Consider the following 24,961-nt stretch of genomic DNA (forward strand, 5'->3'; position numbering starts at 1 on the left):
TGACATCAAAATCGATTTAAAAAGATTTAGGAATTTGGTTTCGGTCTGGGCTCTCAAGGAAGGACTGCAGAATAATTTGGGCTGCCAGCTTATCAAGATACGCCTTTCGCTTATTGCGACTGACATTGACATTTACTAAGAACTCTTCGGCTGTTGCTGACGAAAACCGTTCGTCCCAGAATCGGACTGGGATTTGGGCTAGTTGACTGATCCAGTTGCCGAATTGGCGGGCTTCTTTTGCTTTTTGTCCTTCATCGCCACTCATATGAACGGGCAAGCCGACCACTAAGCCTTTGCATTGATATTCATGGATTATTTTTGTGAAGAAGCTTTCGTCTTTTTCTTTTGACTGTCTCGTATAATTTTCTATTGGACTGGCGATGTTTTGTTCAAACGTGGAGATCGCGACGCCAACACGTTTTGTTCCATAGTCTAGACCAAGTAAGCGGCCTTCAGAAGGAAATTCATTATCTGGTGGTTCCAGGTTTTCAGAGGAAACGTTCATAGCCACGTTCCTTGAGCAGGTTTACCAGTTTTTTTATGGCAGACTCGTCCTTTTTAGGGGCCATTAATGTGGCGTCGGGGGTGTGTACGATTAAGAAATTTTCCACACCGATGGTAGCGATCAGATGATCATCTGTTGTACGAATAATGTTGTTTGATGTGTCGATACCACAATGCAGCCCAATGATTGTGTTTCCATCAGAATCGGCCGGATAATATTTCTGCAAATTAATCCAGTTCCCCACATCATCCCATTCAAAATCAGCTTGAATGACTGCGACGTTGTCTTTTGATTTCTCCAGGATTGCGTAATCAATGGACTCCGATTTCATTGCGGGAAAGTTTTGATTCAGAACGTCTTCATAATGTGGAGTCTGAATGGCATCCGAGATGAGCATTAAGTGCTTATGCATTTCCGGTTCAAAGCGAGCGAAAGACTCGAGTATCGCTTGCGCTTTCCAGACAAAAATCCCACAGTTCCAAAGGTGGTTTCCCTCATCGCAATAACGCTGTGCCGTTTGGGGATCTGGTTTTTCTTTGAATTCCTGTACTTGATAGCCATTCAGCTTTAGGGTTTCTAAAGGTGGTCCACATTGGATGTATCCATAGCCTGTCGCAGGGTGAGTTGGTGGAACACCAATTAATACCAGGGTGTCAGGTTTTGCTTCTATGAGAGTGGTTGCCAGCTTAATCGTACTGTGAAATCCAGATTCTGGTTGGATAATCTGATCTGAAGAGGCAACCAGCATGATTGCTTCTGGATCTTGTTTCAATAAATGAATCGCCGCCAGTCCGATGCAAGGCGCAGTATTCCTTGGTACTGGTTCGATCAGAATCTGCTCTGGAGGGATCTTGGGAAGTTGATTTTGGATTTCCTCAGCCAGAACTCTATTCGTAGCAATCCAGATATGTTGATCATCTGTCAGATGGTTGCACCGTTCGGTAGTTGCTTGAATCATTGTGTGATCCCCTACCAACTTGAGTAGTTGCTTGGGCATGGTGTTTCGGCTTTGCGGCCAGAAACGTGTGCCGCTCCCACCCGCCATAACAACAGTGTGGAGCATAATGTTAATTCTCCGCCTTAGAGTTGAGATTCACGTGATGAGAGGAACTAAACTAATACTGTTCAAGAGAGACAATGTCTTATTCTCCTAAATAGATGGGGCCTGTAAAAACTGTATCCGATGAGATTTTTGATTTTAATTCGCTTTCGTCCAGTGCGACCAGTGGGCTGATTTCAATAGGTGTGTTTGCGGGAACGTCCACACCGCAGGATTTTAACCACTGCGTATAAATCTGGCAAAGCGCTGCTTGAGCCGTTTCTGGTGAATCTGCCCCTTCTGCATTTTTGAGAGGGTTAAATTCACGTTGACGGTCAATTTCATAAACGAGTACAGTTTCAGCTACAGGCAGGACATCAAAAATAAAGTGTTCAAACTTGATCGCGTTGGGATCTGTGGGGGAAATTTGATTACCTGTTGAATCAAGGAACGGGACTTTTTTATGGGCCAGATGAAAGGGGAGTAAATCATCATTGTTGGCAATTTGTTCTAGAAATGAACGGTTGAAAATATGGATGGCGGTACTACCCGCCCAATGCAATAAGTTGTTTTCCTTGTCCTTCATTTCGGCGATGTGTGCAGGGAGATCGCTATACTCGATGATTTGAGTTTTTTGGTCTACGTCACAGACGATCCCCATTTTTTCGTCGGCAGTTCGTTTGGCAACAACTTTCACGGAAACATCCGCTTGATGTCGTAGATGGTATCCCAGAAATTCAGGGTCGCAGACAATGGCTGTCGGATTGTCAACCTGATGATAATAGAGGTATTCAATTCCCTTATTTCGCATCACTTCAAACAGTCCAGAACTTCTGAGTGCTGCCAGAGTACCACCATGTCCATCCGGGCTGACTGCAATTCGATGCTTTTCTTCTAATAGAATCTGACCTGACTTAGCGTCGACTGCTGGCATGGTTCCCTGTTTAAAGAAGTAAAGATCATCTGCTTGCAGGTCAAAGTTCTGATGTGCTTTGAAGTAGGCAACTGTTTCTGCATGTGTGGCATCACTGGTCATGATGAAATAGCAAATGGACTTTCCCGCTTTACGGGATCTGGCGATTAATTGTTCTACCAGCATTTGGAAGAGGGAAGTTTGTTTGACCGGACCAATGGGGTACATGCCTTTAGGATGACTAAAACCCAGACGTGAGCCTTGTCCTCCTGCAACTAAAATGGCACCGACTTTACCTTCTGTAAGCAATTGCTCACCCGCCTCGACTGCCTGTGAAGTTTCGTTTTCTGCCTGAACTCGATCTTCTAAACGAATCAACGTTGCGGGACGAGTCGCACGTTCTGCCTTCTCAGCTGACGATTCTCCCTGCATTTGGGAATTGGTTGGGGAATAGAGACTTTGTATTTGCTCAAAGTCGATCGATTGAATTTGTGATGCTAGTTCAATCTGCAGCACTTCATTCAATTCATCCCACCATTGCAGCAGGTGAGTCTGCTGATATGTTTCCAAGACCTTCAAAAGGTCTTCTGAATTGGGCTTGGGGGTCGGCATCTTATTTAGTTCCTCTGAATTCAGTTTGAAGCTTCTCTCTTATTCGCATGTTTGGATTAACGCTTTACTCACACATCCGTGGTGAGCCTGTGACACTGTCGCTGCGAAATCAGCCAGATAACCTCTCGAATGAACTACAGGAGCCAAAGACCAGTTGTCCCGACGTTGTTGTAATTCCGAGTCACTGACTTCCAATTGGATTTGCCCTTTTAAAAGATCAAACGAAATGGGATCTCCATCTTGAACAAGACCGATAGGTCCACCGACGGCTGCTTCAGGAGAGCAGTGCACTCCGATGGCACCATGCGAAACACCTGAAACACGCGTATCAGAAATAAATGCCACTTTACCATCCAGTTCCGGAACGGCGAGAGCGGCAGTGGCAACAAGAACTTCGGGCATGCCCGAAGCGACGGGGCCCAGATTTCTTAACACTATAATATTTCCCGGTTTGATTTTCTCTGCTTCGACCGCTTCAACAACAGCTTTAGCATCATCAAAACAGCAGGCAGTGCCGCTGAAATGAGATTCTTGCATACTGGAAACTTTAAAAACAATGCCACCTGGAGCGAGATTACCAAAACAAACTTGGATATCTGCATAATCTTTAAACGGCTGGCCGAGCGGGGCGATCAGTTCCTGATCCAGGATGACATCCTCAATTCCTGACAGATTTTCTGTTAGCGTTTTTCCAGTGACTGTTAAGCAGTCTCCATCAATGATTCCTGCTTTCAGAAGATGTTTTAACAGAACCGGAGTGCCGCCCAGATGATGGAGATCGACCATTGTTTTTTTTCCGCGAGGTGCAAAATTACAATAGACGGGAGTTTTTCTCAATATTTCCTGAACGTCTTGCAAATGAAAGTCGACTTTTGCTTCTCTTGCCAAAGCCAACAAATGCAGAATGCCGTTGGTTGATCCACCGACTGCGGCGATGGTTGCCGCTGCATTCTCAAAGGCTTTTCGAGTGAGAATATCCCGAGGGCGAATATTTTGTTCTAGCAGATTCTTTACTGCAGAGGCGACATTCTGGCATTCGTTTTTTTTGGCATCATCAATGGCAGGGATTGAACTGCTAAAAGGCAACATCAGTCCTATCGCTTCCAACGCAATACCCCAGGTATTGAAAGATGCGGCAATTCCACAGCCACCTGGTCCCGGGCAGGCTGTTTTCAGGATCTGATCGGCTTCCGATTGTTCCATTGCACCGACAGCGGCAGAAGCTTGTGAATCGTAGACATCCAAAATGGAGATATCTTGTCCTTTATGGCAGCCGGGCATGATACTACCGCCGCTGACCACTAACCCTGGGTAATTGAGTCGTGCCAGCGCCATAGCAAAACCGGGACCATTTTTATCACAGTGGTGAAGGCCTATCAGGGCATCATAAGAGTGAGCACTCACAACACATTCGGCTGCATTGGCGATCATATTTCGCGAGGGAAGACTCGCATTACCTCCTTCTTGACCTTGCGTGATATTATCACTGACTGCGGGAACTCCAAAAGGTAAGCCGATCATGGAAGCGGTTTTGCAGCCTCTGGCAATTTCTTTTGCTAAGTCGTAAGCATGGACATTACAGAGGTTTCCATCCAGCAATGGTACGCCAATTCCGATCTGCGCTTTGTTAAAATCGTCATCAGAAAAGCCAAGGCCGTAATAAAAGGCAGTCACCCCTCGCTGCCAGCCATGAGTCAAATTTTGGCTGTTCCAATTTAATGCCTGTGCCATCTTGATATTCCTAAATCGGTAAAATATGAGATTAAGTTCGCTGTCTTGCTTTTTCTTTCACTCTAAACGGTCGGCATCAGGAGTCCAAGTTACTCAACATTTGATTTTTAAAAGAGAGCCAGAGTCCTGATGAAATCCGGAACTAGTTTCACAACTTTAGGTTCTGGAAAGAATAGATCGGTGACCTGTAGTCAGAATTGGCTTAAGGTAGACTAACTACGATCGAGGAATTTATGAAAAATTGATCGAATCAGTCTGAATCTAACTTAGTAAATTCTTTGTATGTTGTTTAATTGTAATAGTTTGCGATAAAATAAAGTCGAGGGGCTTTGCGCTTGCTCATTCGTGCAGAGAAACGTAAACTGTGATGGTTCAATGAGCTAGTATTTCTATAAGGTGTTTTGCTTCCTAAATTTAAGTGTAGATCCCGTTTTGTCCTTGTGGATCTTCGTTATAGCAAAGACACACTTTCATAGGCATTAATATTGATAGGGGGGAATCGCATCTGGGTTAGGTGTGTTTTCATACTCCCTCCAGCATGAGCTTGCCAGCAGTCAACTCATGAGATTGACAAGTTTATCAGGTAATACAAAGAAGCTGAGAAAATGAAAAAAGACATTCATCCCGACTACCACCCAGTTGTATTCAAGGATACTTCGACTGGTGATTCGTTTATGATTCGTTCCTCTGCCACATCCAAGACGACAGTCGAGTGGGAAGATGGAAATACTTATCCTCTTGTGACTGTAGAAATCAGTTCCCATTCGCATCCTTACTATACTGGTAAGATGAAGTTTGTTGACAGTGCCGGGCGTGTTGAAAAGTTCCAGAAGAAATACAATTGGGACAAGAGAAAAGGCGAAGAAGGGGACGCCAAAAAAGAAGGCGAGTAGCAAATTTACGAATGGTTTTTTATCGAGGCTCTACGGATCTTTCCGTAAGAGCCTCATTTAGTGAACAGTGGTGTCTTTCTTTTTTATGTCTGGTTTTTTTCATTCCTGATATCAATTTATTTTTTTGGAATAGAAAAACCTGGCTGACTTATTCGTGGATTTGGGTAAATGAAGTTTCCTACCCTGCAAGTAAAGTTAGAGCGTTTTGAAGAGTTGGAAAAACAACTTCAAGATCCTGACGTTCTGACCAATAATACAAAGCTCGTCGAGATCCAGCGTGAGTATGGTGGTCTAAGTAAAGTCGCTCAAGAAATTCGTGAGTTTAATGAGCGAGCCGAGGATATTGAAGTCGCACGCGAGATGCTCGAAGAAGAAACAGACCCTGCTGCCAAAGAATATGCGCAGAAGGAACTTGACGAGCTTTGTGAAAAGCATGAGGCGCATACGAAAGAGCTCGAAGACATTGTCGTGGCAGGGGACTCTATCACGCGCGGTGGTTTGATCATGGAAATTCGTGCGGGAGCAGGTGGAGATGAAGCTGCCTTATTCGCGCGCGAACTGTTTGATATGTACCAGCACTATGTAGAAGCTCAAAAAGGTTGGAAAACAGAGACTCTCAACTTAAATGCGACTGAGCTGGGCGGCATCAAAGAAGTAACCTTCTCAATTTCTGGTGAAGGCGCCTATCATCGACTTCAGTTCGAAAGTGGTGGTCATCGTGTTCAACGTGTTCCAGAGACTGAAACTCAAGGTCGCGTGCATACCAGTGCCGCAACAGTCGCTGTATTACCGGAAGCGAGCGAAATTGAAGTCGAAATTAAACCGGATGACATCCGCCTTGATACGTTTCATGCCAGTGGTCCTGGCGGCCAGAAAGTCAATAAAACTGAGAGTGCTGTTAGAATAACACACTTACCGACTGGGACTGTCGTACAATGTCAGGATGAAAAAAGCCAGCATAAAAACAAAGCCAAGGCTATGCGAGTACTCCGTAGCCGCGTGTTAGAACAAATGCAGCAGCAGGCAGCAGATGAACGTGCCGATCAGCGTCGTACATTGATTGGTTCGGGAGATCGCAGCCAACGGATTCGAACGTATAATTTCCCACAAGGTCGAGTGACAGACCACCGCATCAACCTTTCACTTTACAAAATCGATCAGATTATGCAGGGACACCTGGACGAACTGGCTGAAGCCTTGTTACAGTTTGATCGTGAAGAACGTTTATTAGGAAATAGCTCTGAAAGTTAATCGCTTTTATTTGCTGTTTCTCTGTTGGCTGATAAATCGATGGATCGTGTTGTGAAAGAAAATCCAGAAGCATCCGAGAGTCCTTCCAAGACTTCTGCAGAACCTTGGACGATACGTCGTATTCTCGATTGGACGACGGCTCATTTGGAGAAACATGGAAGCGATTCTCCCCGTTTAGACACGGAAGTGTTGCTGGCGTTTGCACGGAAATGTGAACGAATTCGTCTCTACACAAACTACGATGATGTTGTCACTGAAGCAGAACGCACTCTGATGCGACAACTCGTTCAAAGAAGAGCGAAATCAGAGCCAGTTGCTTATCTTGTAGGGAAACGGGAATTCTTCGGCCTGGATTTTTATGTCGACAGTAGTGTACTGGTTCCGCGACCTGATACTGAAACTCTGGTAATGGAATTAGTTGAGGAAACGCAAAAACGAGCTTCTTCTTCGATACTTGATTTATGTACGGGCAGTGGTTGTGTTGCTATCGCTGCTGCCGCTAATTGCTCTAATGCACGATTTCTTGCAACTGATATTAGTGAGGCGGCCTTGGAGGTTGCCAAAAAAAATGCTGAGTCCAATTCTTTATCTCAAAAGATTCGATTCCTAAAGAGTAACTGTTTTGAATCAATCCCACACGATTCTCTATTCGATCTCATTGTAAGTAATCCACCCTATATTCCTGATTCTGAAATAGAATTACTTGAGGCAGATGTCAGACAACACGAGCCTCGGCTTGCGTTAGCAGGTGGTGAAGATGGTTTAGATTTTTATCGAAGAATTATTCAGGAAGCACATCAGTACCTAAATGAAGAAGGTGTTTTAATGCTGGAATTCTCTCCCGAACAGGAAGTGGCTTTAAAATCGCTATTTGATAAATCTGAGAAGTATACTGATGTGAAAGTCAAAGCGGATTTGGCAGGCCGTGCCAGGGTCATTATTGGCAAAAAATCGCCTATCTTGAAATAATCAGATCGCGTATACTCCGTTTCAAAGTTTACTGACTAAAAGTTTGGGGGAGTTCCAGGGATGGATATGTTTATCGTTCGCGGAGGCGAACGGCTTTCAGGTTGCGTTTCCGTAAGTGGTGCCAAGAATTCGGCTTTACCACTAATGGCGGCCGCTCTGGCTTGTGAAGGCGAAACCATCCTGCACTCGATACCCAATCTGGTTGATGTCTCAACTCAAGCACAGGTGCTAAGTTCTCTGGGAATGCAGGTAGATCGAGATGATTCAGGAGCTTTGCGCCTAAAAACCATAGATGAAACTGCCTGCATTGCCGACTATGAACTTGTACGACGGATGCGTGCCAGCGTTTGTGTCTTGGGCTCTTTATTGGCTAAACGGGGCATGGCTTGTGTTTCATTACCGGGGGGATGTAATATTGGTGATCGGCCCATTGATTTACATCTCAAAGGCCTCTCTGCTTTAGGAGCACAAATTCGCGTTGAGCGTGGATATGTCATCGCACGGGCCGACCGATTACGTGGGGCCAACATTTTTTTAGGAGGCGCGTTTGGAAGCACTGCCACTGGTACTTGTAATGTGATGACAGCTGCTGCTTTAGCAGAAGGGGTTACCACGATCGAATCGGCGGCTTGTGAGCCAGAAGTCGTAGATGTTGGAAATTTTCTCAACGCTGCGGGAGCAAAGATTGAAGGCTTAGGTACTCCATTTTTGCGAATTGAAGGAGTAGAAGCACTACAAGCAGTCGAGCATGAAGTGATACCTGACCGTATTGAAGTCGCCACGTTGATGATTGCAGCAGCAATGACGCGAGGTGAAGTTCGATTGGATGGAGTTCGTCCTGACCATGTAACAGCTGTCATTGAAAAGCTAAGGGACGTGGGAGTCACAGTCGAGTTGGAATCTCCGGATCAGCCTGGCAGAGTTCAATCGGTTCTCACAAAGGTAGCGGGAAAGCTTAAATCGGTCGATTGTATTGCTTTACCTTATCCTGGAATTCCCACTGATGTTCAAGCACAACTAATGTCATTGCTTTCCGGTATCTCAGGGATCAGTATTGTGACCGATAAGGTATTTCCCGACCGATTCATGCATGCTTCAGAACTAGCTCGAATGGGGGCTAAGATCCGTCGTGAATCTGCCAGTGCCATTCTCAATGGCGTTTCCAGGCTCAGTGGTGCTTGTGTAATGGCTTCAGACTTAAGAGCCAGTGCTGCGTTGGTTTTGGCGGGTTTGGCAGCGGAAGGAGAGACTGTGATTCGTCGAATCTATCATCTCGATCGTGGGTACGAACGTTTGGAAGAGAAACTCATCGCATTAGGAGCCAATGTCCAAAGAGTGCGCGATGAACCAAAAAATATGCCGGAAAGTTTGAAGCTTACCGATGATGAGAGCCGTCCCAGTCACTCGGAGTTACTGGCTGCATTAACCGGCCCCCACTGGAATCAAAATCAGAGCGACCAACGTGCTCACAAATCAAAGAACTCGAACATGAGATAAGTTTGCGAATCTCAACTAACTGATTTGGTATTAAAGAGTCGTATCACATATTATTTATTTTTTTGTGAATTTTTGTCAAAGTCCAGACAGAGTACATGTGATTCACTCCGAAGATAGAGTTTTTTGTGAGCTAGAACCGGCGCTGTCCAAGATGGATATTTGATTTGTGGAAATGAAGTACGACAAACCTCATGAAATTGGTCTGGATCGACCTTCACAATTGCGAGAGTTCCACGTTCTCCTAATACGATGAATTTATTATCTGCTAGAATTGCAGAACCACGTCCATAAAAAGGCCAGGGGGCTGGTTTACCAGAATTAATCCATTGGAACTGCCCTGTTAGTTGATTGCGTTTTACTTTTCCGATCACAGGTGCAGTCCCATCAGTCTCCCACATGACTTTTCCATCCGACAATCTCACACAGCGCATTGTAGCACCTCGTTCATGCCGACCACTGAAGCCGTAGAGATAACCTTTGTGATGAATGGTCGTTGACCAGTGAGTCATCATGTTGGTGGGGTTACGCCAAAGCTCTTTGTAGCTTTTCCCTTCCGGGTTTACCTGCAGTAGCGCAGACCCAACTTCATATGCGGCAGACAAAAAGATCTTGTCATCCACAACCACTGGACGAGCCGCATTCACAGAATCATTAATCATGGAACGAAACCAATACTTGAAATTGACGGAACCATCTTTAGGATCCAATGAAACAAGTCCCTGACGCATAAGGCACAGCAGATGACGTTTTCCATGAATCGTAACAGCGAGGGGAGACGAATAGCTGGAAAGTTTTATATTTGCACCGCGCCATTGATAAACGGGCATACGTTCCCAACCCGTTGATGTTCCGTCCCAGACTTTTTTTCCCACGTTTTCCCAAAGCGTTTTCCCAGTTAATGCATCGAACGAGACCATCCCAGAGTTTGGTTTGCCACCTACCATGACAATCAATTGATTTCCTTCCAGGATGGGCGTGGAACCAACCCCAAAAAATCCGGGAGGAACGTCAAACTCTTTGAGACAATCGCGATGCCAGACGAGTTTTCCATCTTTGAGATTTAAGCAATACAGTTTGCCTTGAGCACCAAATGTATAACAGTATTTGGGAGTCAAAAGTGGAGAGCAACGTGGGCCATTGTTATATCCATAGGGGTCGCGAAAATCAGAGTCATATTCATACTTCCATAGCAGTTTACCAGTATCTGCTGTCAGGCATTCGATGACTTCTTTACTTTTTCGATTGGCGTCTGGTCGGTGATGAATGATTAATTGATTCCCCAGAATTGAGGGGGCACTATAGCCAGTGCCTATCTTTTTTTCCCACAACAGTGCGGGACCTTCTTCTGGAAACTCGTCAATTAAATTGGTTTCCGCAGAGATCCCGGTTTGTAACGGTCCAAGAAAGTAAGGCCAGTCATCTGATTTCGCAGCGACCGATTGTGCTTTGATGGTCGCATCCTGCGTACCATTCTGAGGAGTTGGTAACGGAGTAATCAGCAGCACACAACTTGTGAAAATCAATGCGGACAAGTATTTCATGTAACGGCGAGAGTTGCCTGTGTCTTTCATAAGGATTAACCATTCAAGGGAAGATGATCAGGGGAGCTCGTATACTTTATAGGTTTGATTTTGATAAATGGGTTTGAGTGTTGTAAAGGGACCAAGTCGTTTTACCAGGAGATGCGTGATTTTTGTCTCGTTATTGAGGACACGAATCGCATTCTCGTCAAAACCGTTATTATAATAGTTCTGGCCCCATTTTCGAAGGTATTTTAGTCGTCGATTCCATTCAATGAGGCCGGCTGCGTCTTGTGGACAGTCTTTAATAGTGACGTATTCCGGTCGTTGTGCATACCACTTGAAGTCAGACTGGTGGGTGGGGGTCAGAAATAGTGCGGTTTCAGGAGTATGGTTTTTGATCCAGCGGCAAGCGTCAATCCAGTCAGTGCGCTGAGCTGGTGACATCTTATGAACCGGAGGAAAGGTCCAGGCAGAATAAATCGCTGATATGAAGATGCAGAAACTGAACAAGGGGATCATTCGTTTGAGAGATGTTTTTTTGATTAGAAGTAATTTTGAATCTGTGTTTTCGTTTTGAAAAAGCCAGTATTGAAAAGCATTGACTATCGAAATTGTGACAGCAATAGGGAGTAAGGCATCAAATAGACGAAACGGATAAAATTTTAACAGTGACATGCGAAACGCATAATACGGCATTTCGCTGGCTGGTCGTGGGCCGGCACCCAATAGTAATCCGATGCATGCAAGACCAATTGTTCCTACGATAAAAAGTTGAAAAAAGCGATTCGGAAACGATGGTCCTTCATTTCGCTTCAAGATCAACCAGACTGCCAATAGAATCGCATAAAATACATAACTGCTTAAATGAAAATCCATCGGATCAAGATGATGCTTAATGCGGTAGAAGACTTGAATATAATTCGCTGCGAAGTTCTGTTCTGAATTGCCTTGGGCCAAGAGCCCTATTGAGGGAATCAGCCCCGGAAGTGAGCAGAGGATTAACAGTCCGGTAGCCGAAATCACTGATCGCAATGTCTGTCTATATGTGGCTTTGTTAAAATCTCTTCTTTTCCGATACCAATCACAGACAAGTGAGAATCCACCACAAAGTACGCCCCAAATTCCTACGACAGGATGCCAGCTTATGGTGAGTCCTGCATAGATCGCAGCCCGATTCCAGTGTTGCTCACAGGCACTGGCGAGTGACAAAAAAAGAAAACCGTATGCAAATACCTTAGATTCTATTCCACCAATGATCCATTCACCCGAAAAGTTACCTATCGCAACCATTCCTAAATAGATCCAAGCTGTGATTAAGGGGGACCAGTTTCCCGGAACTAATACTTTGACTAGCCGATACCAGCCCATTGCTAACAGCAGGAACGCTACAAGACGTCCGAGAAGTGCTGTGTTATGAAGAGAAAGCCATTGAGTGAGGCTCCCCATAACCTGATAGAAAAAGGAATGCGCGTTGGATGACTCCAGAAAAAAATCACCAGAACCCCATTGTGGGTTCCAGTAATGTTTTGCTTTACTTAGATAATGCGGTTCATTGATTCCCGGGATAGGGAAGCGAAGAAAAGAATCGGCGGCGAAGGAACCGCCGATTAACAGAATCATGAGTATGGCTTGAGGAGGAATTTTAGAAGCTTTAGATTCAGGGTTCACTGAACTTGAGCACATTGTTAAGCCATAAAAATAAACCGTAAGAATGCATGGTAGAGAACTTAAAATCTAATAAGAGTGGTTTATTTCTTAGATTTTTTTCGGGCCGCTTTCTTCTTCGCCGTCTTTTTCGCAGGTGTTTTTTTTGCAGGTGTTTTTTTTGCAGGTGTTTTTTTGGCAGCTTTCTTTTTTGCACTCCCCTTTTTGGCAGCGGCTTTCTTTTTAGACCCTTTTTTGGCAGAGTCTCCGAAGATTTTGTCGTAATTTTCCCAGAACTGTGGTGTGGTACCTGTGCGAACAATCGGGCCACTCATAAGCTTACTACTCCATAAATATTTGAAATTTCAGAATATCATTTCAAACGCAATATAATTTAGTTACCAATAAGATAGTCATTATATCAGTTGATACTGGTATTGTCTTATTTCCGAGCGATGATTCTTTCGATCTGACACTGAATTGTCAAGTCTGCTCACAATGATCTGGTTGAACTGAGGCAGGAAAAGAAGTTCGTAATTCGCTACTTTTTTGACGAATCGTTTCTAAGAGCTTTGTCAAATGAATGTCGGTTGTGAGTGGGTTCATGACGGTAATCCGAAACGCTGCCTGACCATCAATGACCGAGTGTACGATATAAAATTCTCCGGATTCGATAATGACTCTTCTCAACTTGAAATGAAACAAGTTTTGTTGTTCTATAGATAGTTGTTGTAACCAGTCTGGTTGATAACGAAAAACGAGAATATTACACTCTGGCTTATGTACAGGTTCAAAATCAGTCGTTTGCTCCAGCATTTCATAAAATATTTGTGCGGTTTCAAATGTGACATCGACAAGATCTGCAAAGAGACCTTTTCCAAACAGTGACCAGACTCCCCAAAGGCTATAACTGTTTGCGCGTTTGGTGCATTCAATTGTTCTTAATCCTAAATCATATTCTGCAATCTCAGGTGCAGACGGATCGAATAAGTAGGGAGCTTGTTGTTGAAACGCTGCAGATTGATGCGCTTTGTCTTTAAAAAACAAGAATGCACATAGGGCAGGCATGAACATCATTTTATGTGCGTCAAATACCACACTGTCCGCCCGGTGGAGCCCTGCTGTTAGATAATTATGATGCTGAGAAAAACAAGTTGGGCCGCCATGTGCTGCATCTACATGTAACCAGATTTGAAATTGTTCACACAAGTCAGCGATCTCATTCAGGGGATCAAATGCGCCAATGGGTGTGGCACAGGCACAGGCGATGACAGCAATGATTTTTCGGTTTTCACTCTGGCACTTTAAAATCATTTCTCTCAAAGCGAGCGGATTCATCCTGCGTTGTTGGTCCAGAGAGACTTTAAGAATATTTTCGGTACCGATTCCGAGAATACCAGCAGAGCGGGTCAAGCTATAATGGGCATCGCTGGATGCGAGTATGACAGGCATTGGTTCATTCTTAGCTGATGCTCCCTGTTGCCAAATTTCCGGGCACGTCAGATTCCGAGCCGCCAATAAACCAGTGAGATTTGCCAGTGATCCCCCGTGTGTGACAAGGCCAGAGAATTTATCGGTTGGAAATCCAATTTCTTTACCGATCATTTTGATTAATGCAATTTCGACTGCTGTGGCCCATGGTCCCATTTCATAGACGGCCATTACCTGATTCGTGACTGAAGCAATTGCGTCAAACAATCCAGCCAGTGGAACAGAGGCAGGCACCTGATGACCAATATATCGGGGATTTTGTAAGTTGTGTCCTTTCTCTAACATCAATTGTGTGAGCTGTTGAAATTCCTGGACCTTAGGCTGTTGTGATTGAACCTCCGGTTCTGTACTTGAAGTTACATGTGAGTTTAACTTTCGCAATGCCAGTTGGATGTTTTCAAGCGGCGGATTCCAGTTCAAAACTTGACCGTCTGGAGTTTGCAGGGAACGCGCATGTTGTGTGAGTGCTTCAGATAAAGTCTGGCTAGCTGCAGACAATAAATCAGGAGAATAAGTAGCATGAATTCTTGTTCTTGCCGATTGTAATTCAGGGGCTGTCATTGACATGGAATTCTCATTACCTGCGAAAAGGGAAAACAACTTAGCAAGCGAAAGTGTGCTGAATATCGATTAATTGTATTCGCTTAGATCATACCGAAAACATGGACGGGTGAATATAAATGAGCCGGTCCTAATTGAGAACTCTTAAATTCGTATTTAAATACGTTTAGGAAAGAGCGAGCATGTGGGTTGTGAATGTTCTATTATGATAGACATTTTAGAAACGAAAGGGTTCAGAGTTCATTTCATAGCCCGGATGCATGCAGATATTCATCAGAAGACCTAGAGCGAGGCATGTGCTCAGCAGACTGGTACCACCATAACTCATTAAGGGGAGAGTCATACCCGTGATGGGCATCAGTCCGACTGTCATACCGGTGTTAATAATTGTCTGTGAAGCCAGGAGCGTGACAATCCCCACTGCAACAAGTCGACCAAATGGCTCGCGTGTTGCCGTAGCGATTTGTAAGCCTCTGACAAACAAAAACGTAAAGACTCCCAGGCAAAACAGGCAGCCCATAATCCCAAAGCGTTCACCGACCAGACAAAAGATAAAATCAGTCCGTCCTGCAGGAAGGTGATAAGCAGCGGGATCATCAACGGGCATGCCAGCAATCTCACTTCCCCAAACACCACCCAACGCCAACATCTGTTTCGACTGATAGAGATGATAACCATCTCCCTTGGGTAATTCTCCTCCATCGCGTTGGGTAATCAACGCAACAATTCTCGATTTTTGTTCCGAGTTCATCTCGAGCCAAAGTAATGGTAAAGTACAGATTCCCAGAACGAGAATTGTGATAAGGTGTCTTGGTCTCGCTCCTGCGGAAAACAACATCGCGAATAAGATGGGAAAGAATAAGAGCGAAGTTCCCAGATCTGGTTCTCGTAAAATCAGAAAAACAGGCAGGCATGTCAAAATGAAGGGGATGATTAGTCCCGGGATCCGTCTATAATTTTTACGGTGCATGAGGTAATGTGCTAGCGCCAGGATATAAGTGATTTTGGCTAGCTCTGATGGTTGAAATTTAAAGAAACCTAATGGAATCCAGCGGCGTGAACCATTAATTGCAGGGATAAAAAAGACGGCAACTAAAAATAGTAGGGTTACAAAAAAAAGGGGGTAGCTGATACCTCGTAAATTTCGATAAGGGAAAACCATTGTGCTGCAGAGTGCCAGCAAAGAGATGAAAGCCCAGACGCATTGTTTCTGAAAAAATTGTCCTTGGCCCGATAGTTCGTCGCCACGCGCTATTCCAGCCAGGCCGCATCCTATAAGTAAAAGAATACAGCATAAAATTGACCAGGGAATTTTGTGAATGTTTGCGTGACTCATTGAAAGATCATTTAAGGATTTATGAAGCAATTGTGAGCGATTTTTAACGAAAAATCGCTATTTTGGAAAGAGAAATCTTTTTTGCCTCAGTTCAACAGAGTCGGTTCCCTTTACTGGTGTCAAATCAAGAGAAATCAGCTATTCTTTCCTACGGTAAACAGACTATCGTTGTCATTTGAATTCAATTCCATGTTTTACTCATTTAGAAAAATCTGTGCGAAATATCCGGTAACTGCAGCATACATTGCGGTGGCAATCGGGTTATTTACTGCTGTTCAGATATATCGAGTCAAAAACACTTCTTACGGAGCAGAGGCGTTTGATGACGCCTTATGGAAATTGGGGGCGGTTCAGCCTTTAGTATTTGTGCATGATCACCCCTTGATCAAAGAGAAGGGTTATCCTACAGGCGGACCCTTTGATCTATGGGCAGGGGAATGGTGGCGGATTCTCATTAGTGGCTTTCATCATGGTGGTATTTTGCATCTGTTGATGAATTGTCTTGCCATCGGTTTTCTGGGGCGCTTAATCGAACCGGTAATGCGATTCTGGGTTTATGCCGCTTTTCTGATCCTGGCGACGTTTATCTCTTTACTCCCGGAATATTATTTTGCTCATTATCCAGTAGGGCTTTCGGGAGGCGCCTACGCGATGTTTGGATTGCTGATTTACCTCAGAAAGACCAATGCAGATATCGCTGCCGTATTTACTGAGAGAGAGATCACCTGGGGGTGTGGCTGGCTGATTTTGTGTTTTGTGTTAACGAAATTCAATATCATGCATATTGCTAACGCAGCACATCTTGCTGGCTTTCTTTATGGTTTACTCGCAGGAGCCGTATTGATCAGTCGTTCCCGATTTGCGGGAACATTTCGGTTTACATTTATTGCTGCACATTTATTAATCATTCCCTGTACCTATTTGATTTGCAATCCCGTTTGGAATGGCAAATATTACTGGTATCTGGCACGCCATGAGAATAACCTTGAGCAACGTATTGCTTATTTAAAGCAGGGGATGGAATTGGCTCCTGGGGAGCCAAAAATTGGAGCGGAATTGGCATTAAGTCTTTACCAGACAGAAACTGTGCCCATGAATTCCTGGAAGATTATTCTTCAATCTTTAAATAAGAATCGTTCCTATGATAAGGGAGTTCAAATTGCTCGATTAATTTGGGGCCAATTTGATTCAGATAAGCAAAAAGCAAACGCGTTAAAAATTGCGAGAAATGTTTTTGGCAATGAATCGGATGACTGGCTGGAACGGCTCAATCTTGACTCAGAGACAATCGCACAGGTAGAAGTGCCATTAACAGGGGAATCTGGTTTTCCTAAAGAGGAATTTCTGTTTTTAAAAGAAGCAGGCCAGCAGGTGAAACCAGCAAAACCAAAAGATTTATATGCCCCTCCGGTTGATCCCCGGTCACCTCAGAGTGCCGTTGAGGGGGTCACACTATGATGGATAGGGACGACTGACAGAATTGGCAAAATTGTTACATTTGCTTCAAAATTCATAAATGCCTGTTGTTTTTTATCTACAGTCATGATTCCACTAAGTGAATTTTACTCAGAGTCTGTGCTTGAACTACGCTTAACGTAAACGAATCTATTGTTATGCTGTACTAAAGAGTTTGGTCAGGAATGTCACTCACTCTGTTTCATACAAAAACCTGCTAGATATTCATTTGATCGAACTCGTTTGACTCTACAAAACAGCATATGATGTTTAAAAGTAATCTCTCATATCGATCTGTTTATTATGGCCACTGCTTTGGAAAACCAAAACGAATCCACAAATGGGAATCCCAGCGAGGAAGACTCCGAGGAGTCGATACTGGTTGATCGCTTTCCTGAAGCATTGCGAGTATCCCGGTTTACATTTTTTACTGTATGTATTCTGTCATTATCTTTTTTACTGTTTAGCTCGCTTCCGCTCTGGCACACAGATATCTGGGGACATTTAGCTTATGGAGAGCTGATCTGGCAATCAGGCGGTATTCCTGTCTTCGAGCCATTGGTCCCCCTTTCATCGGGAATACCATTTATAGATACCGCCTGGCTTAGTCAAATCTTTAGTTTTCAGGCGTACCAGTTATTTGGAGTCGCCGGGATTAAATTCCTGTATGCAGCTGCTATCACAGCTTGTCTGGGCTTGCTTCTCTATCGTATTCAAAAAAGAACAGATAGTTTTTTGTGGGGTCTGCTTTGCGTGATCGGGTTTCTATTATGTGATTGGAAGCAATTGGGAATAGTACGCCCTCAATTAGCAGGTTTACTCTGTTTTGTTTTACTGTTTACAACACTTAATGCACGTCAATGGCGCAGATTTTACTGGTTTGCGATTCCAGCGCTCTTTGTTTTATGGGCGAATCTGCATGGTTCCTTTCCCGTTGGATTAGGTTTAATCGGCTGTTTTTTAGTCGGTCGTGCCGTTGATGTCGGGAGGAAATCTGGAACATGGAAAGCAATGTTTCGAGACAGTGTGACTCGTAGATATTTCTTACTGCTAGAGCTGTCTGCCATTGCGGTATTAGTTAACCCTTATGGCTTGCAATTATACACAGAAGCATTTGCTTTCTCGTCTCATCCCAATCTGGCAGAATTGGTCGAATGGAGCCCTTTAACTTTGCGGATGTACCAGGGTAAGGCAGCAGCTTTGCTTGGATTACTGATTGTCATTGCTTACCGTTTGACTCCCCGCAGAATTTCTGTGGCTGAAGTTCTGATTCTTGTGGGACTGGGAACTGCGGCCTTGTGGAGTTCGCGGATGATAATCTGGTGGGCACCAGTCGCCGCTTACTATCTGGCATTACACGGTGCGGCAATTTGGGGGCATAAACGGAAACGCCTGGTAGATGAGGCCGAAGAGAATGCGGTTCATTATGCGGGGAAATGGACCGTTGTTTCTGTGGGTATGATCTGGATCTGCTTTGCCGTTACTCCGATTGGATCTAGAATTCTGCATGGTAAGCAAGTTGATTTTGAGAAGAGTGTTTCTTCAACGACGCCGATTGGTGCGGTGAACTATCTGAAAGAAAAGAAAATCGAAGGCCAGCTCTTTAATTCGATGGAGCTCGGCGATTATTTATTGTGGGATGGTCCCAAAAATGCTTCGGTATTCGCAAATTCCCACGTCCATTTGCTTCCACAGGAAGTATGGGATCATTATTTACGCATAATCAATCTCGGGAGTGATGGTGAGGAATTGTTGGACAGATATGGCGTCAACACAATCGTGTTGGATTTACCGCGTCGAAGCAATTTGTTGCGTCGTTTGGAACGTAGTGGAGATTGGCGTGTGGGATACAAAGACGGTCGGTCAGTAGTGTTACTACGAAATGTACCCATTGAGTGATCAACTTCTGTGTTCTTTTATCAATTACTAAAATACTTCTTTCATTTTGAGCTCAGCTATGAAGTCACGCAAATTGACATTGAAAACGATAATTACAGTACAAATTCTGGTTGTGATCACTTTTTGTGGAGCTTATACCCTTGGTTCCAAAGAGTCGCAACAAGAATTCAACAATGTTTTTCTGAAGCAAATTTCATATCCGGAAATCAAAATTGATCGAAAGGTTCCATTTCAAGTGGAGCCGTTTTATGATGATCCTTCCGTTGTGACAGATGATGAATTAGCGGCGGTACTTAAACAAGTGCGGCCTAAATTTCCACGGAAACGCATGAAGCCGAATCATGTCGAGCATGCACTGCGTACCTGGAGTATTCAATCTACATTTCAAGATCCGAGTGTTGTTTCAGGAATTGAAATGAGAGATTTTTTAATTGATCATGCTCGTTTTTTGACTTCATGGGGAGATGAGATCTCACCACTGCTTGTAGAGGAACCAGCGGGGATTTCGATTCGTTGGGGCAGTCAGGCAGGAGGGTCTGTGCATCATGACCATTGGCTCGCTTCGTTGACAGAAGCTGGTATTCATTTAGATGAACCCGTTTTTGGTCCGTCACGGCGTGATATGGATATTAATGATGTGATTCAGGAATCACTTCGCGATTTTCGTTTGGATGAGCGAGAAGTGGAATGGTCGGCGATGGCGTTCGGGCTCTGGATTCCTCCTGTGAAACAGTGGAAGACGGTAGATGGTCGCGTTGTCTCGTTTGATCAGATCGTAAAACGATTGATTCGAGGGCATAAACGTTTTGGTGTTTGCGTGGGAACTCATAGAGTTTATTCGCTGATGTTACTGATTCGTCTTGATGACGAGTTTCATATTTTATCGAAACCAGTGCGGGCAGAAGCTTATGCCTATCTGGAGCGTGTTCGTGACTTGATCAGTGTTTGCCAGTTTGAAGATGGACATTGGCCAGCTAACTGGATGGATGGGAAAAGTGCTCTGACTGATCCTCAAGAGATACCCGATTACAAAAATGTCATTGCGACTGGACATCATCTGGAATGGTTGGCGATTGCTCCTAAAGAATTGCATCCGCCGCATGAGATGATCGTCAAAGCAGCAAAATGGGTCATTAAAAATACCACTTCACATACTGAAGACGAAATACTGCAAAAGTATACGTTTTACAGTCATGTCGGGAATGCGTTAGCATTATGGAGAAAAACGCATGCGGCAACGTTCTGGAAGAATTGGCAGAAAACACACCCTTACGTTCCAGATACAGAAGATCTTCAGGGAGCCAATGATAGTATCGAAGCGCGTAAGCCGAAGCTATAAACTAGATCACTTCAGGTATCGTTATCTACTTACTACCACCCACAACTGTAAACGGTACTTTTGAGCCCAGCAGTTTAAAGAGTTCTGCTTGAACTTCTCTGTCCTCCCGATTTCCTAGATTGCTCAGTAGAGTTAGTTTATAGACGCCTTTTTTCAAATCGAATTAATTTTCTGACTCTGATTTTAATTGACACGCATCAACCCAGATTTTGGTGTCTTATGCAGAATTGATGCGAAAGCCGACTTTGCCTGCTTCTGTTACATTAAGTTCTGCTTGTAAGAGGACTGAAGAATCAATTCTTCAATGGGTAATAAACCTGCCACTATTGCATATTGTGTCATCCAATTCGTCGTAGGATCGGAGTGCACAGATTCTTTATAAACGATTTTTCGTCTTAAGAAAGGATCTTTCACATTTGTTTTAATACCAGCAAAGTCACTAGTCTGGCTATCGTCAATTTTATTTGGAACGGTTTTTACTTGAATCACTACCCAGATCCTTTTATCGAGATTCTCGATCATTTTGCGAAGTTTTGTCGAGAGATTGACGGCTCCAAAAGATTTTTTTGACCAACATAAATCGAGTAACCATTGACGACTAGATAGACATACCAGAACTGTCGATTTTTCCAGAGCTTCTGCTCACAGATTTTTATGTAATCCGTCTGGCTGGTTTTAGCTTCAGTTATTTTTGCCTTTCTTTGGCATGGATATTTTCAGCCTCGAAAATTGTGCTGAGATCATGCATAAAGGAATTTGCAGGGATTTCTTCACTGCGATAAGCATTCTAATTAAATAGGTAAAAGAGGTAGGGACTCTGAAGGTATTTTTTTGAGTCAAATGATTTGGATAGGGGGGTTGCTATACCGATCCAACCTATAATTTTGTAGCATGGTACTACCTATGTCAAACTAAGCTCGTAAGTTGGCTTTTATTGTCTAGTTATTTGAACATCAGTAGAACGATAAGGAACTTTGAATGGAGTCCAACTTAAGTTCAACTCGAGGGAAAATAAAGCAATTTCGTATTGATTCTACGTCAAAGATAAAGAAACCGCTAACAGAATCCTATTCTCAGACCGCAGAGCTTTCATCTATTAAATTATTAATCGAAAGTATTCCTTCAGGTGTGGTTTTATGTTCTGAAGGAATGTTGTTTGTCAATCAGAGAGCAGACGATCTTTTAGGTGGTTCTGAGAAGCATCTGGCAATCTTTGAGGAAAACCTTAAGCAGTTATTTAAATTGAGGACGAAAGTGCCAACTGCATCAAAGGTGTTGCAGCATTCTGAACAGGCAGAAATTTGTTTTCACCTGAATGATGGAATGCAGCATTTATGTGAAGTTACACTTCCGAATAACACGGAAAAAGAACTTTGGCTGATCGATGATATTACCGCACAAAGGCAGAATGAACGCTTACTGCGGTTACTTTCTCACGCGACGAGTGGCGTTACTGGAGATGAATTTTATAAACGTTTAGTAAAGGTATTAGCCGATGCCCTCAGACTAAAGGGTGTTTTTTTAGTTCAACATACGGAATCAAGTGATCAAGTAGAAAAGTGTCGGACAATTGGAGCCTATCTTAATGAGTCATTGGTTCCTGATTTCGAGTATGAAGTGGCTGGGACCCCTTGTGAGAGTGCTGTCGGAAGTGAGCCATATATTGTCCATAGTGGTGTAGCCGTACAATATCCTGAAGATTATTTCTTAGTTGAACACCAGATTGAATCTTATTTTAGCATTCCCATGATCAATAAAAATGGGGAGATTCATGGCCATCTGATTCTACTGGGGGATCGGCCGATTTATGAGAATCTGACAGAGATTCCAGCCATAAAAAACTATACATTTCGGGCTGCAACTGAGGTAAGCCGGGAACGTGCTGAAAAGAAACTTAAGGACAGTGAACTTCGCATTACAATGGCTGCTCGTGGATCGGTTATGGGGTTTTGGGATTATGACATTCTTACTGGTCAAGTTAAGTTCGATGATCATTGGTACTCAATGCTGGGTTATGAACCAGGGGAATTTCCAGCTACATTTGAAGCATGGGAAAAATTAGTTCATACCGATGATTTACCGCCCACTCTAAAATTACTTGAGGATTATATTCAGGGAACGTCTACTACATACGAAGCAGAAATTCGTATGAAGAAAAAGAATGGCGATTGGAAGTGGATTTTTACGAGAGGGAAGATTTCCTCCTATAGCCCCGATAAGAATCCATTGCAAATTATTGGTACACATATCGATATTGATGATCTAAAACGCTCTCAGCAAATCCGTTTGGAAAATGAAGCGCGATTAAGAATTATTATGGATCAAATTCCCGCCATTCTATGGACAACGGATTGCAATAACCAATACACCTCAATCGTAGGAGCTGGACTCAACCAATTTGGGATTCAGCCTAATGAAACTGTGGGACAGGCGATTTATGGTTTTCATGAGTCCCACGATGCTTCTAAAAATATGATAGCTATGCATGACAGGACGTTAAAGGGGGAATCGGTCCGGTTTGAGCAGCGCTTACAAAACACGATTTTGGATATTCATATTGAACCCCTAAGAAATTCGAATGATGAAATTATCGGCTGCATTGGTTTGGCAATAGATGTAACCGTGAGAAAGAACACAGTAGAACAAGTAAATCGTCAACGAATATTACTCCAGACGATTTTCCATTCTGTCACGGATGCAATGATTGTGACAGACCGAAGTCATAATGTCGTAATGTGTAACGAATCAATTCAAATCTATTTTCGATGTAAAGAGGCTGACCTCTTGGGAAAACCGATTCGGGAAATCATTGCCTCTGGTGAGCAATATGATGATGAGTATTTAAGAGTTTCCTATCCGAACTCCCGTGTATTGAAACCTTTCATCGTAGAGTATCAACGTGCTGATGGATCTTGTTTTCAGGGGGAGACCATTGTGACTCCTTTAAGACGATCCGATAATCAAATCACTGGTTATATTCAGGTGATTCGGGATATAACCGATCGAATTCAGATCGAAGAAGAAAAAGATCAATTGCATGCGCAAATGTTGCATGCTCAGAAACTGGAAAGCCTGGGGGTTTTGGCAGGTGGTGTTGCTCATGATTTCAATAATTTATTGCTGGCAATTTTAGGTAATACTAATTTGGCGCTGCTGGATTTAAACGAGGACTCTCCCGTTATTCAGAATGTTCAAAATATTGAAATTGCGGCCAAGCATGCGGCAAAAATTTGTGAGCGACTTTTAGCATATTCAGGTAGGCGTACTTTTGCTTCAAGCACCTTTAATCTCAATCTTATTATTCAGGAAACAGTTGAGATTTTAAAAACGATTGTATCTCCGAATGCTCTCATTGAGTTGATTCTTTCTGAAGAGGAATTGTTGATTCATGGAGACACGGGGCAAATTGAACAAGTCGTTCTGAATTTGTTGACGAATGCTTCTGAAGCAATCCAGAATCAAAGTAGGGCAGGAAAGATCTGCATTCGAACAGGCATATTGGATTTAACTCCAGCACAATGTGCAAGCTACTACTTTTGTGAAAATATTCATCCAGGAAAGTTTGTCTACTTCGAAATTGAAGATAACGGAATTGGAATGGATGAAGATTGTCAGTCAAAAATGTTTGATCCCTTTTTTACCACAAAATTCACGGGAAGAGGACTGGGTTTGGCAGGAGTTTCTGGAATCATCCGTGGGCATCATGGAGGACTTTATGTTGAGTCAGCGCTCAATTCGGGATCTTGTTTTCGTGTGATTTTACCTGCAGCTGATCACACCGTTGAGGACTTAAAATCTGATAGTAGTGTTGATTCTCTTGTAGCTCCTCATGCGAGTTCTGTTTTGGTTATTGATGATGATAAAGCAGTGTCGAATGTGGTCAACAATATTTTAAAGCGATTCGGATTTTCGGTATTAGTTGCAAATTCTGGGAGCGAAGGCCTCGAGATCTTTGAGCAGAATCGTAATTTGATCAATGTTGTATTACTGGATATGACTATGCCGGGGCTGAGCGGAGTTGAGACACTCAATTTGCTGAAGAATAAAGGAATTACTGTTCCAGTGATTTTGACCAGTGGTCTGAGTGAAACCGATGTTGCCAGTCAAATTGAAAAATCTGAATTTGTTCACTTCCTCAAGAAACCCTATAAACCACAAAAGCTGGTCAACGTTGTCAGTCGGGCCTTGTTACGACATCAGATCCAGGAAGATTCATCAAGCAATTATTACTAGATCAAACCCCATTAAAGCAGACTCGTTCAAATTTATTGTTTGAACTAAATGACACTGACGATGCTGTAAT

At 43.5% G+C, this 24,961-nt stretch carries 18 protein-coding genes; 8 read left to right on the forward strand and 10 right to left on the reverse strand.

The genetic code is table 11. The features are described from left to right. Positions 1 to 16: 16 nt before the first annotated feature. From ruvX to ilvD, 4 genes are all read right to left on the reverse strand, one after another. Positions 17 to 505, reverse strand: a complete 489-nt coding sequence (ruvX, locus tag V144x_RS11960; protein WP_144985387.1) for a Holliday junction resolvase RuvX — start codon at positions 503 to 505, stop codon at positions 17 to 19. After that, positions 489 to 1,568, reverse strand: coding sequence for a mannose-1-phosphate guanylyltransferase (locus V144x_RS11965; RefSeq protein WP_144985388.1), 1,080 nt, complete (start codon positions 1,566 to 1,568; stop codon positions 489 to 491). The genes ruvX and V144x_RS11965 overlap by 17 nt, the downstream gene beginning before the upstream one ends. A 79-nt stretch (positions 1,569 to 1,647) precedes the next feature. Further along, positions 1,648 to 3,069, reverse strand: coding sequence for a UTP--glucose-1-phosphate uridylyltransferase (locus tag V144x_RS11970; protein ID WP_144985389.1), 1,422 nt, complete (start codon positions 3,067 to 3,069; stop codon positions 1,648 to 1,650). A gap of 39 nt (positions 3,070 to 3,108) precedes the next feature. Continuing rightward, positions 3,109 to 4,800 carry a dihydroxy-acid dehydratase gene (ilvD, locus tag V144x_RS11975; RefSeq protein WP_144985390.1) on the reverse strand — a complete coding sequence of 564 codons (1,692 nt, stop codon included), beginning with the start codon at positions 4,798 to 4,800 and terminating at the stop codon, positions 3,109 to 3,111. Between the two features lie 605 nt (positions 4,801 to 5,405). Between ilvD and V144x_RS11980 the strand changes: the two genes are divergently transcribed. From V144x_RS11980 to murA, 4 genes are all read left to right on the forward strand, one after another. Further along, positions 5,406 to 5,693, forward strand: coding sequence for a type B 50S ribosomal protein L31 (locus V144x_RS11980; protein WP_144985391.1), 288 nt, complete (start codon positions 5,406 to 5,408; stop codon positions 5,691 to 5,693). A gap of 168 nt (positions 5,694 to 5,861) precedes the next feature. Next, positions 5,862 to 6,944, forward strand: a complete 1,083-nt coding sequence (gene prfA, locus V144x_RS11985; RefSeq protein ID WP_144985392.1) for a peptide chain release factor 1 — start codon at positions 5,862 to 5,864, stop codon at positions 6,942 to 6,944. A gap of 51 nt (positions 6,945 to 6,995) precedes the next feature. Continuing rightward, a complete protein-coding gene (prmC, locus tag V144x_RS11990; protein WP_232102797.1) occupies positions 6,996 to 7,913 on the forward strand; it encodes a peptide chain release factor N(5)-glutamine methyltransferase in 918 nt (305 codons plus the stop codon). A gap of 60 nt (positions 7,914 to 7,973) precedes the next feature. Beyond that, entirely contained in the window at positions 7,974 to 9,410 is a 1,437-nt protein-coding gene (murA, locus tag V144x_RS11995) for a UDP-N-acetylglucosamine 1-carboxyvinyltransferase (protein ID WP_144985394.1), read from the forward strand. Positions 9,411 to 9,460: 50 nt separating this feature from the next. Here the strand turns inward: murA and V144x_RS12000 are convergent, their stop codons facing one another. The 5 genes from V144x_RS12000 to V144x_RS12020 form a co-directional block, all read right to left on the reverse strand. Continuing rightward, positions 9,461 to 10,981: an outer membrane protein assembly factor BamB family protein gene (locus V144x_RS12000; protein WP_232102798.1), complete on the reverse strand. Its 1,521-nt coding sequence runs from the start codon at positions 10,979 to 10,981 to the stop codon at positions 9,461 to 9,463. Between the two features lie 27 nt (positions 10,982 to 11,008). Beyond that, entirely contained in the window at positions 11,009 to 12,601 is a 1,593-nt protein-coding gene (locus tag V144x_RS12005; RefSeq protein WP_144985395.1) for a DUF6798 domain-containing protein, read from the reverse strand. Between the two features lie 80 nt (positions 12,602 to 12,681). Next, positions 12,682 to 12,912 (reverse strand): RNA polymerase subunit sigma, encoded by a 231-nt coding sequence (locus V144x_RS12010; protein WP_144985396.1) that lies wholly within the window; start codon positions 12,910 to 12,912, stop codon positions 12,682 to 12,684. A gap of 148 nt (positions 12,913 to 13,060) precedes the next feature. Further along, positions 13,061 to 14,635: a pyridoxal phosphate-dependent decarboxylase family protein gene (locus V144x_RS12015; RefSeq protein WP_144985397.1), complete on the reverse strand. Its 1,575-nt coding sequence runs from the start codon at positions 14,633 to 14,635 to the stop codon at positions 13,061 to 13,063. A gap of 211 nt (positions 14,636 to 14,846) precedes the next feature. Then, a complete protein-coding gene (locus V144x_RS12020) occupies positions 14,847 to 15,965 on the reverse strand; it encodes an FtsW/RodA/SpoVE family cell cycle protein (protein WP_144985398.1) in 1,119 nt (372 codons plus the stop codon). Between the two features lie 189 nt (positions 15,966 to 16,154). On the opposite strand from V144x_RS12020, the gene V144x_RS12025 reads away from it, so the two are divergent. The 3 genes from V144x_RS12025 to V144x_RS12035 all read left to right on the forward strand — a co-directional run bounded on the left by V144x_RS12025 (position 16,155) and on the right by V144x_RS12035 (position 20,658). Continuing rightward, positions 16,155 to 17,423: a rhomboid family intramembrane serine protease gene (locus V144x_RS12025; RefSeq protein ID WP_144985399.1), complete on the forward strand. Its 1,269-nt coding sequence runs from the start codon at positions 16,155 to 16,157 to the stop codon at positions 17,421 to 17,423. A gap of 300 nt (positions 17,424 to 17,723) precedes the next feature. Continuing rightward, on the forward strand, positions 17,724 to 19,319 hold the full coding sequence (locus V144x_RS12030) for a DUF2339 domain-containing protein (RefSeq protein WP_144985400.1): 1,596 nt from the start codon (positions 17,724 to 17,726) through the stop codon (positions 19,317 to 19,319). A 58-nt stretch (positions 19,320 to 19,377) separates the two neighbouring features. Further along, the gene (locus tag V144x_RS12035) at positions 19,378 to 20,658 is read left to right on the forward strand and encodes a hypothetical protein (RefSeq protein ID WP_144985401.1); all 1,281 of its coding nucleotides are present in this window, start codon (positions 19,378 to 19,380) and stop codon (positions 20,656 to 20,658) included. A gap of 258 nt (positions 20,659 to 20,916) precedes the next feature. Here V144x_RS12035 and V144x_RS12040 read toward each other — a convergent pair whose 3' ends face one another. Next, positions 20,917 to 21,147, reverse strand: coding sequence for a hypothetical protein (locus V144x_RS12040; protein WP_144985402.1), 231 nt, complete (start codon positions 21,145 to 21,147; stop codon positions 20,917 to 20,919). 489 nt (positions 21,148 to 21,636) lie between these two features. Here V144x_RS12040 and V144x_RS12045 point away from each other — a divergent pair, with 489 nt between their 5' ends. Further along, positions 21,637 to 24,891, forward strand: a complete 3,255-nt coding sequence (locus tag V144x_RS12045) for a PAS domain S-box protein (RefSeq protein ID WP_144985403.1) — start codon at positions 21,637 to 21,639, stop codon at positions 24,889 to 24,891. The last annotated feature ends 70 nt before the right edge of the window (positions 24,892 to 24,961 follow it).

The sequence above is a fragment of the Gimesia aquarii genome, assembly GCF_007748195.1.
Lineage (GTDB): Bacteria > Planctomycetota > Planctomycetia > Planctomycetales > Planctomycetaceae > Gimesia > Gimesia aquarii.

What these genes read in the sequence shown, in the direction of transcription:
- V144x_RS12025 (WP_144985399.1), top strand. Translation starts at nt 16,155, where the DNA reads ATGTTTTACTCATTTAGAAAAATCTGTGCGAAATATCCGGTAACTGCA.
- V144x_RS11980 (WP_144985391.1), top strand. Translation starts at nt 5,406, where the DNA reads ATGAAAAAAGACATTCATCCCGACTACCACCCAGTTGTATTCAAGGAT.
- prfA (WP_144985392.1), top strand. Translation starts at nt 5,862, where the DNA reads ATGAAGTTTCCTACCCTGCAAGTAAAGTTAGAGCGTTTTGAAGAGTTG.
- V144x_RS11965 (WP_144985388.1), bottom strand. Translation starts at nt 1,568, where the DNA reads ATGCTCCACACTGTTGTTATGGCGGGTGGGAGCGGCACACGTTTCTGG.
- ruvX (WP_144985387.1), bottom strand. Translation starts at nt 505, where the DNA reads ATGAACGTTTCCTCTGAAAACCTGGAACCACCAGATAATGAATTTCCT.
- V144x_RS12010 (WP_144985396.1), bottom strand. Translation starts at nt 12,912, where the DNA reads ATGAGTGGCCCGATTGTTCGCACAGGTACCACACCACAGTTCTGGGAA.
- ilvD (WP_144985390.1), bottom strand. Translation starts at nt 4,800, where the DNA reads ATGGCACAGGCATTAAATTGGAACAGCCAAAATTTGACTCATGGCTGG.
- V144x_RS12035 (WP_144985401.1), top strand. Translation starts at nt 19,378, where the DNA reads ATGAAGTCACGCAAATTGACATTGAAAACGATAATTACAGTACAAATT.
- V144x_RS12020 (WP_144985398.1), bottom strand. Translation starts at nt 15,965, where the DNA reads ATGAGTCACGCAAACATTCACAAAATTCCCTGGTCAATTTTATGCTGT.
- murA (WP_144985394.1), top strand. Translation starts at nt 7,974, where the DNA reads ATGGATATGTTTATCGTTCGCGGAGGCGAACGGCTTTCAGGTTGCGTT.
- V144x_RS11970 (WP_144985389.1), bottom strand. Translation starts at nt 3,069, where the DNA reads ATGCCGACCCCCAAGCCCAATTCAGAAGACCTTTTGAAGGTCTTGGAA.
- V144x_RS12000 (WP_232102798.1), bottom strand. Translation starts at nt 10,981, where the DNA reads ATGAAAGACACAGGCAACTCTCGCCGTTACATGAAATACTTGTCCGCA.
- V144x_RS12015 (WP_144985397.1), bottom strand. Translation starts at nt 14,635, where the DNA reads ATGTCAATGACAGCCCCTGAATTACAATCGGCAAGAACAAGAATTCAT.
- V144x_RS12030 (WP_144985400.1), top strand. Translation starts at nt 17,724, where the DNA reads ATGGCCACTGCTTTGGAAAACCAAAACGAATCCACAAATGGGAATCCC.
- V144x_RS12045 (WP_144985403.1), top strand. Translation starts at nt 21,637, where the DNA reads ATGGAGTCCAACTTAAGTTCAACTCGAGGGAAAATAAAGCAATTTCGT.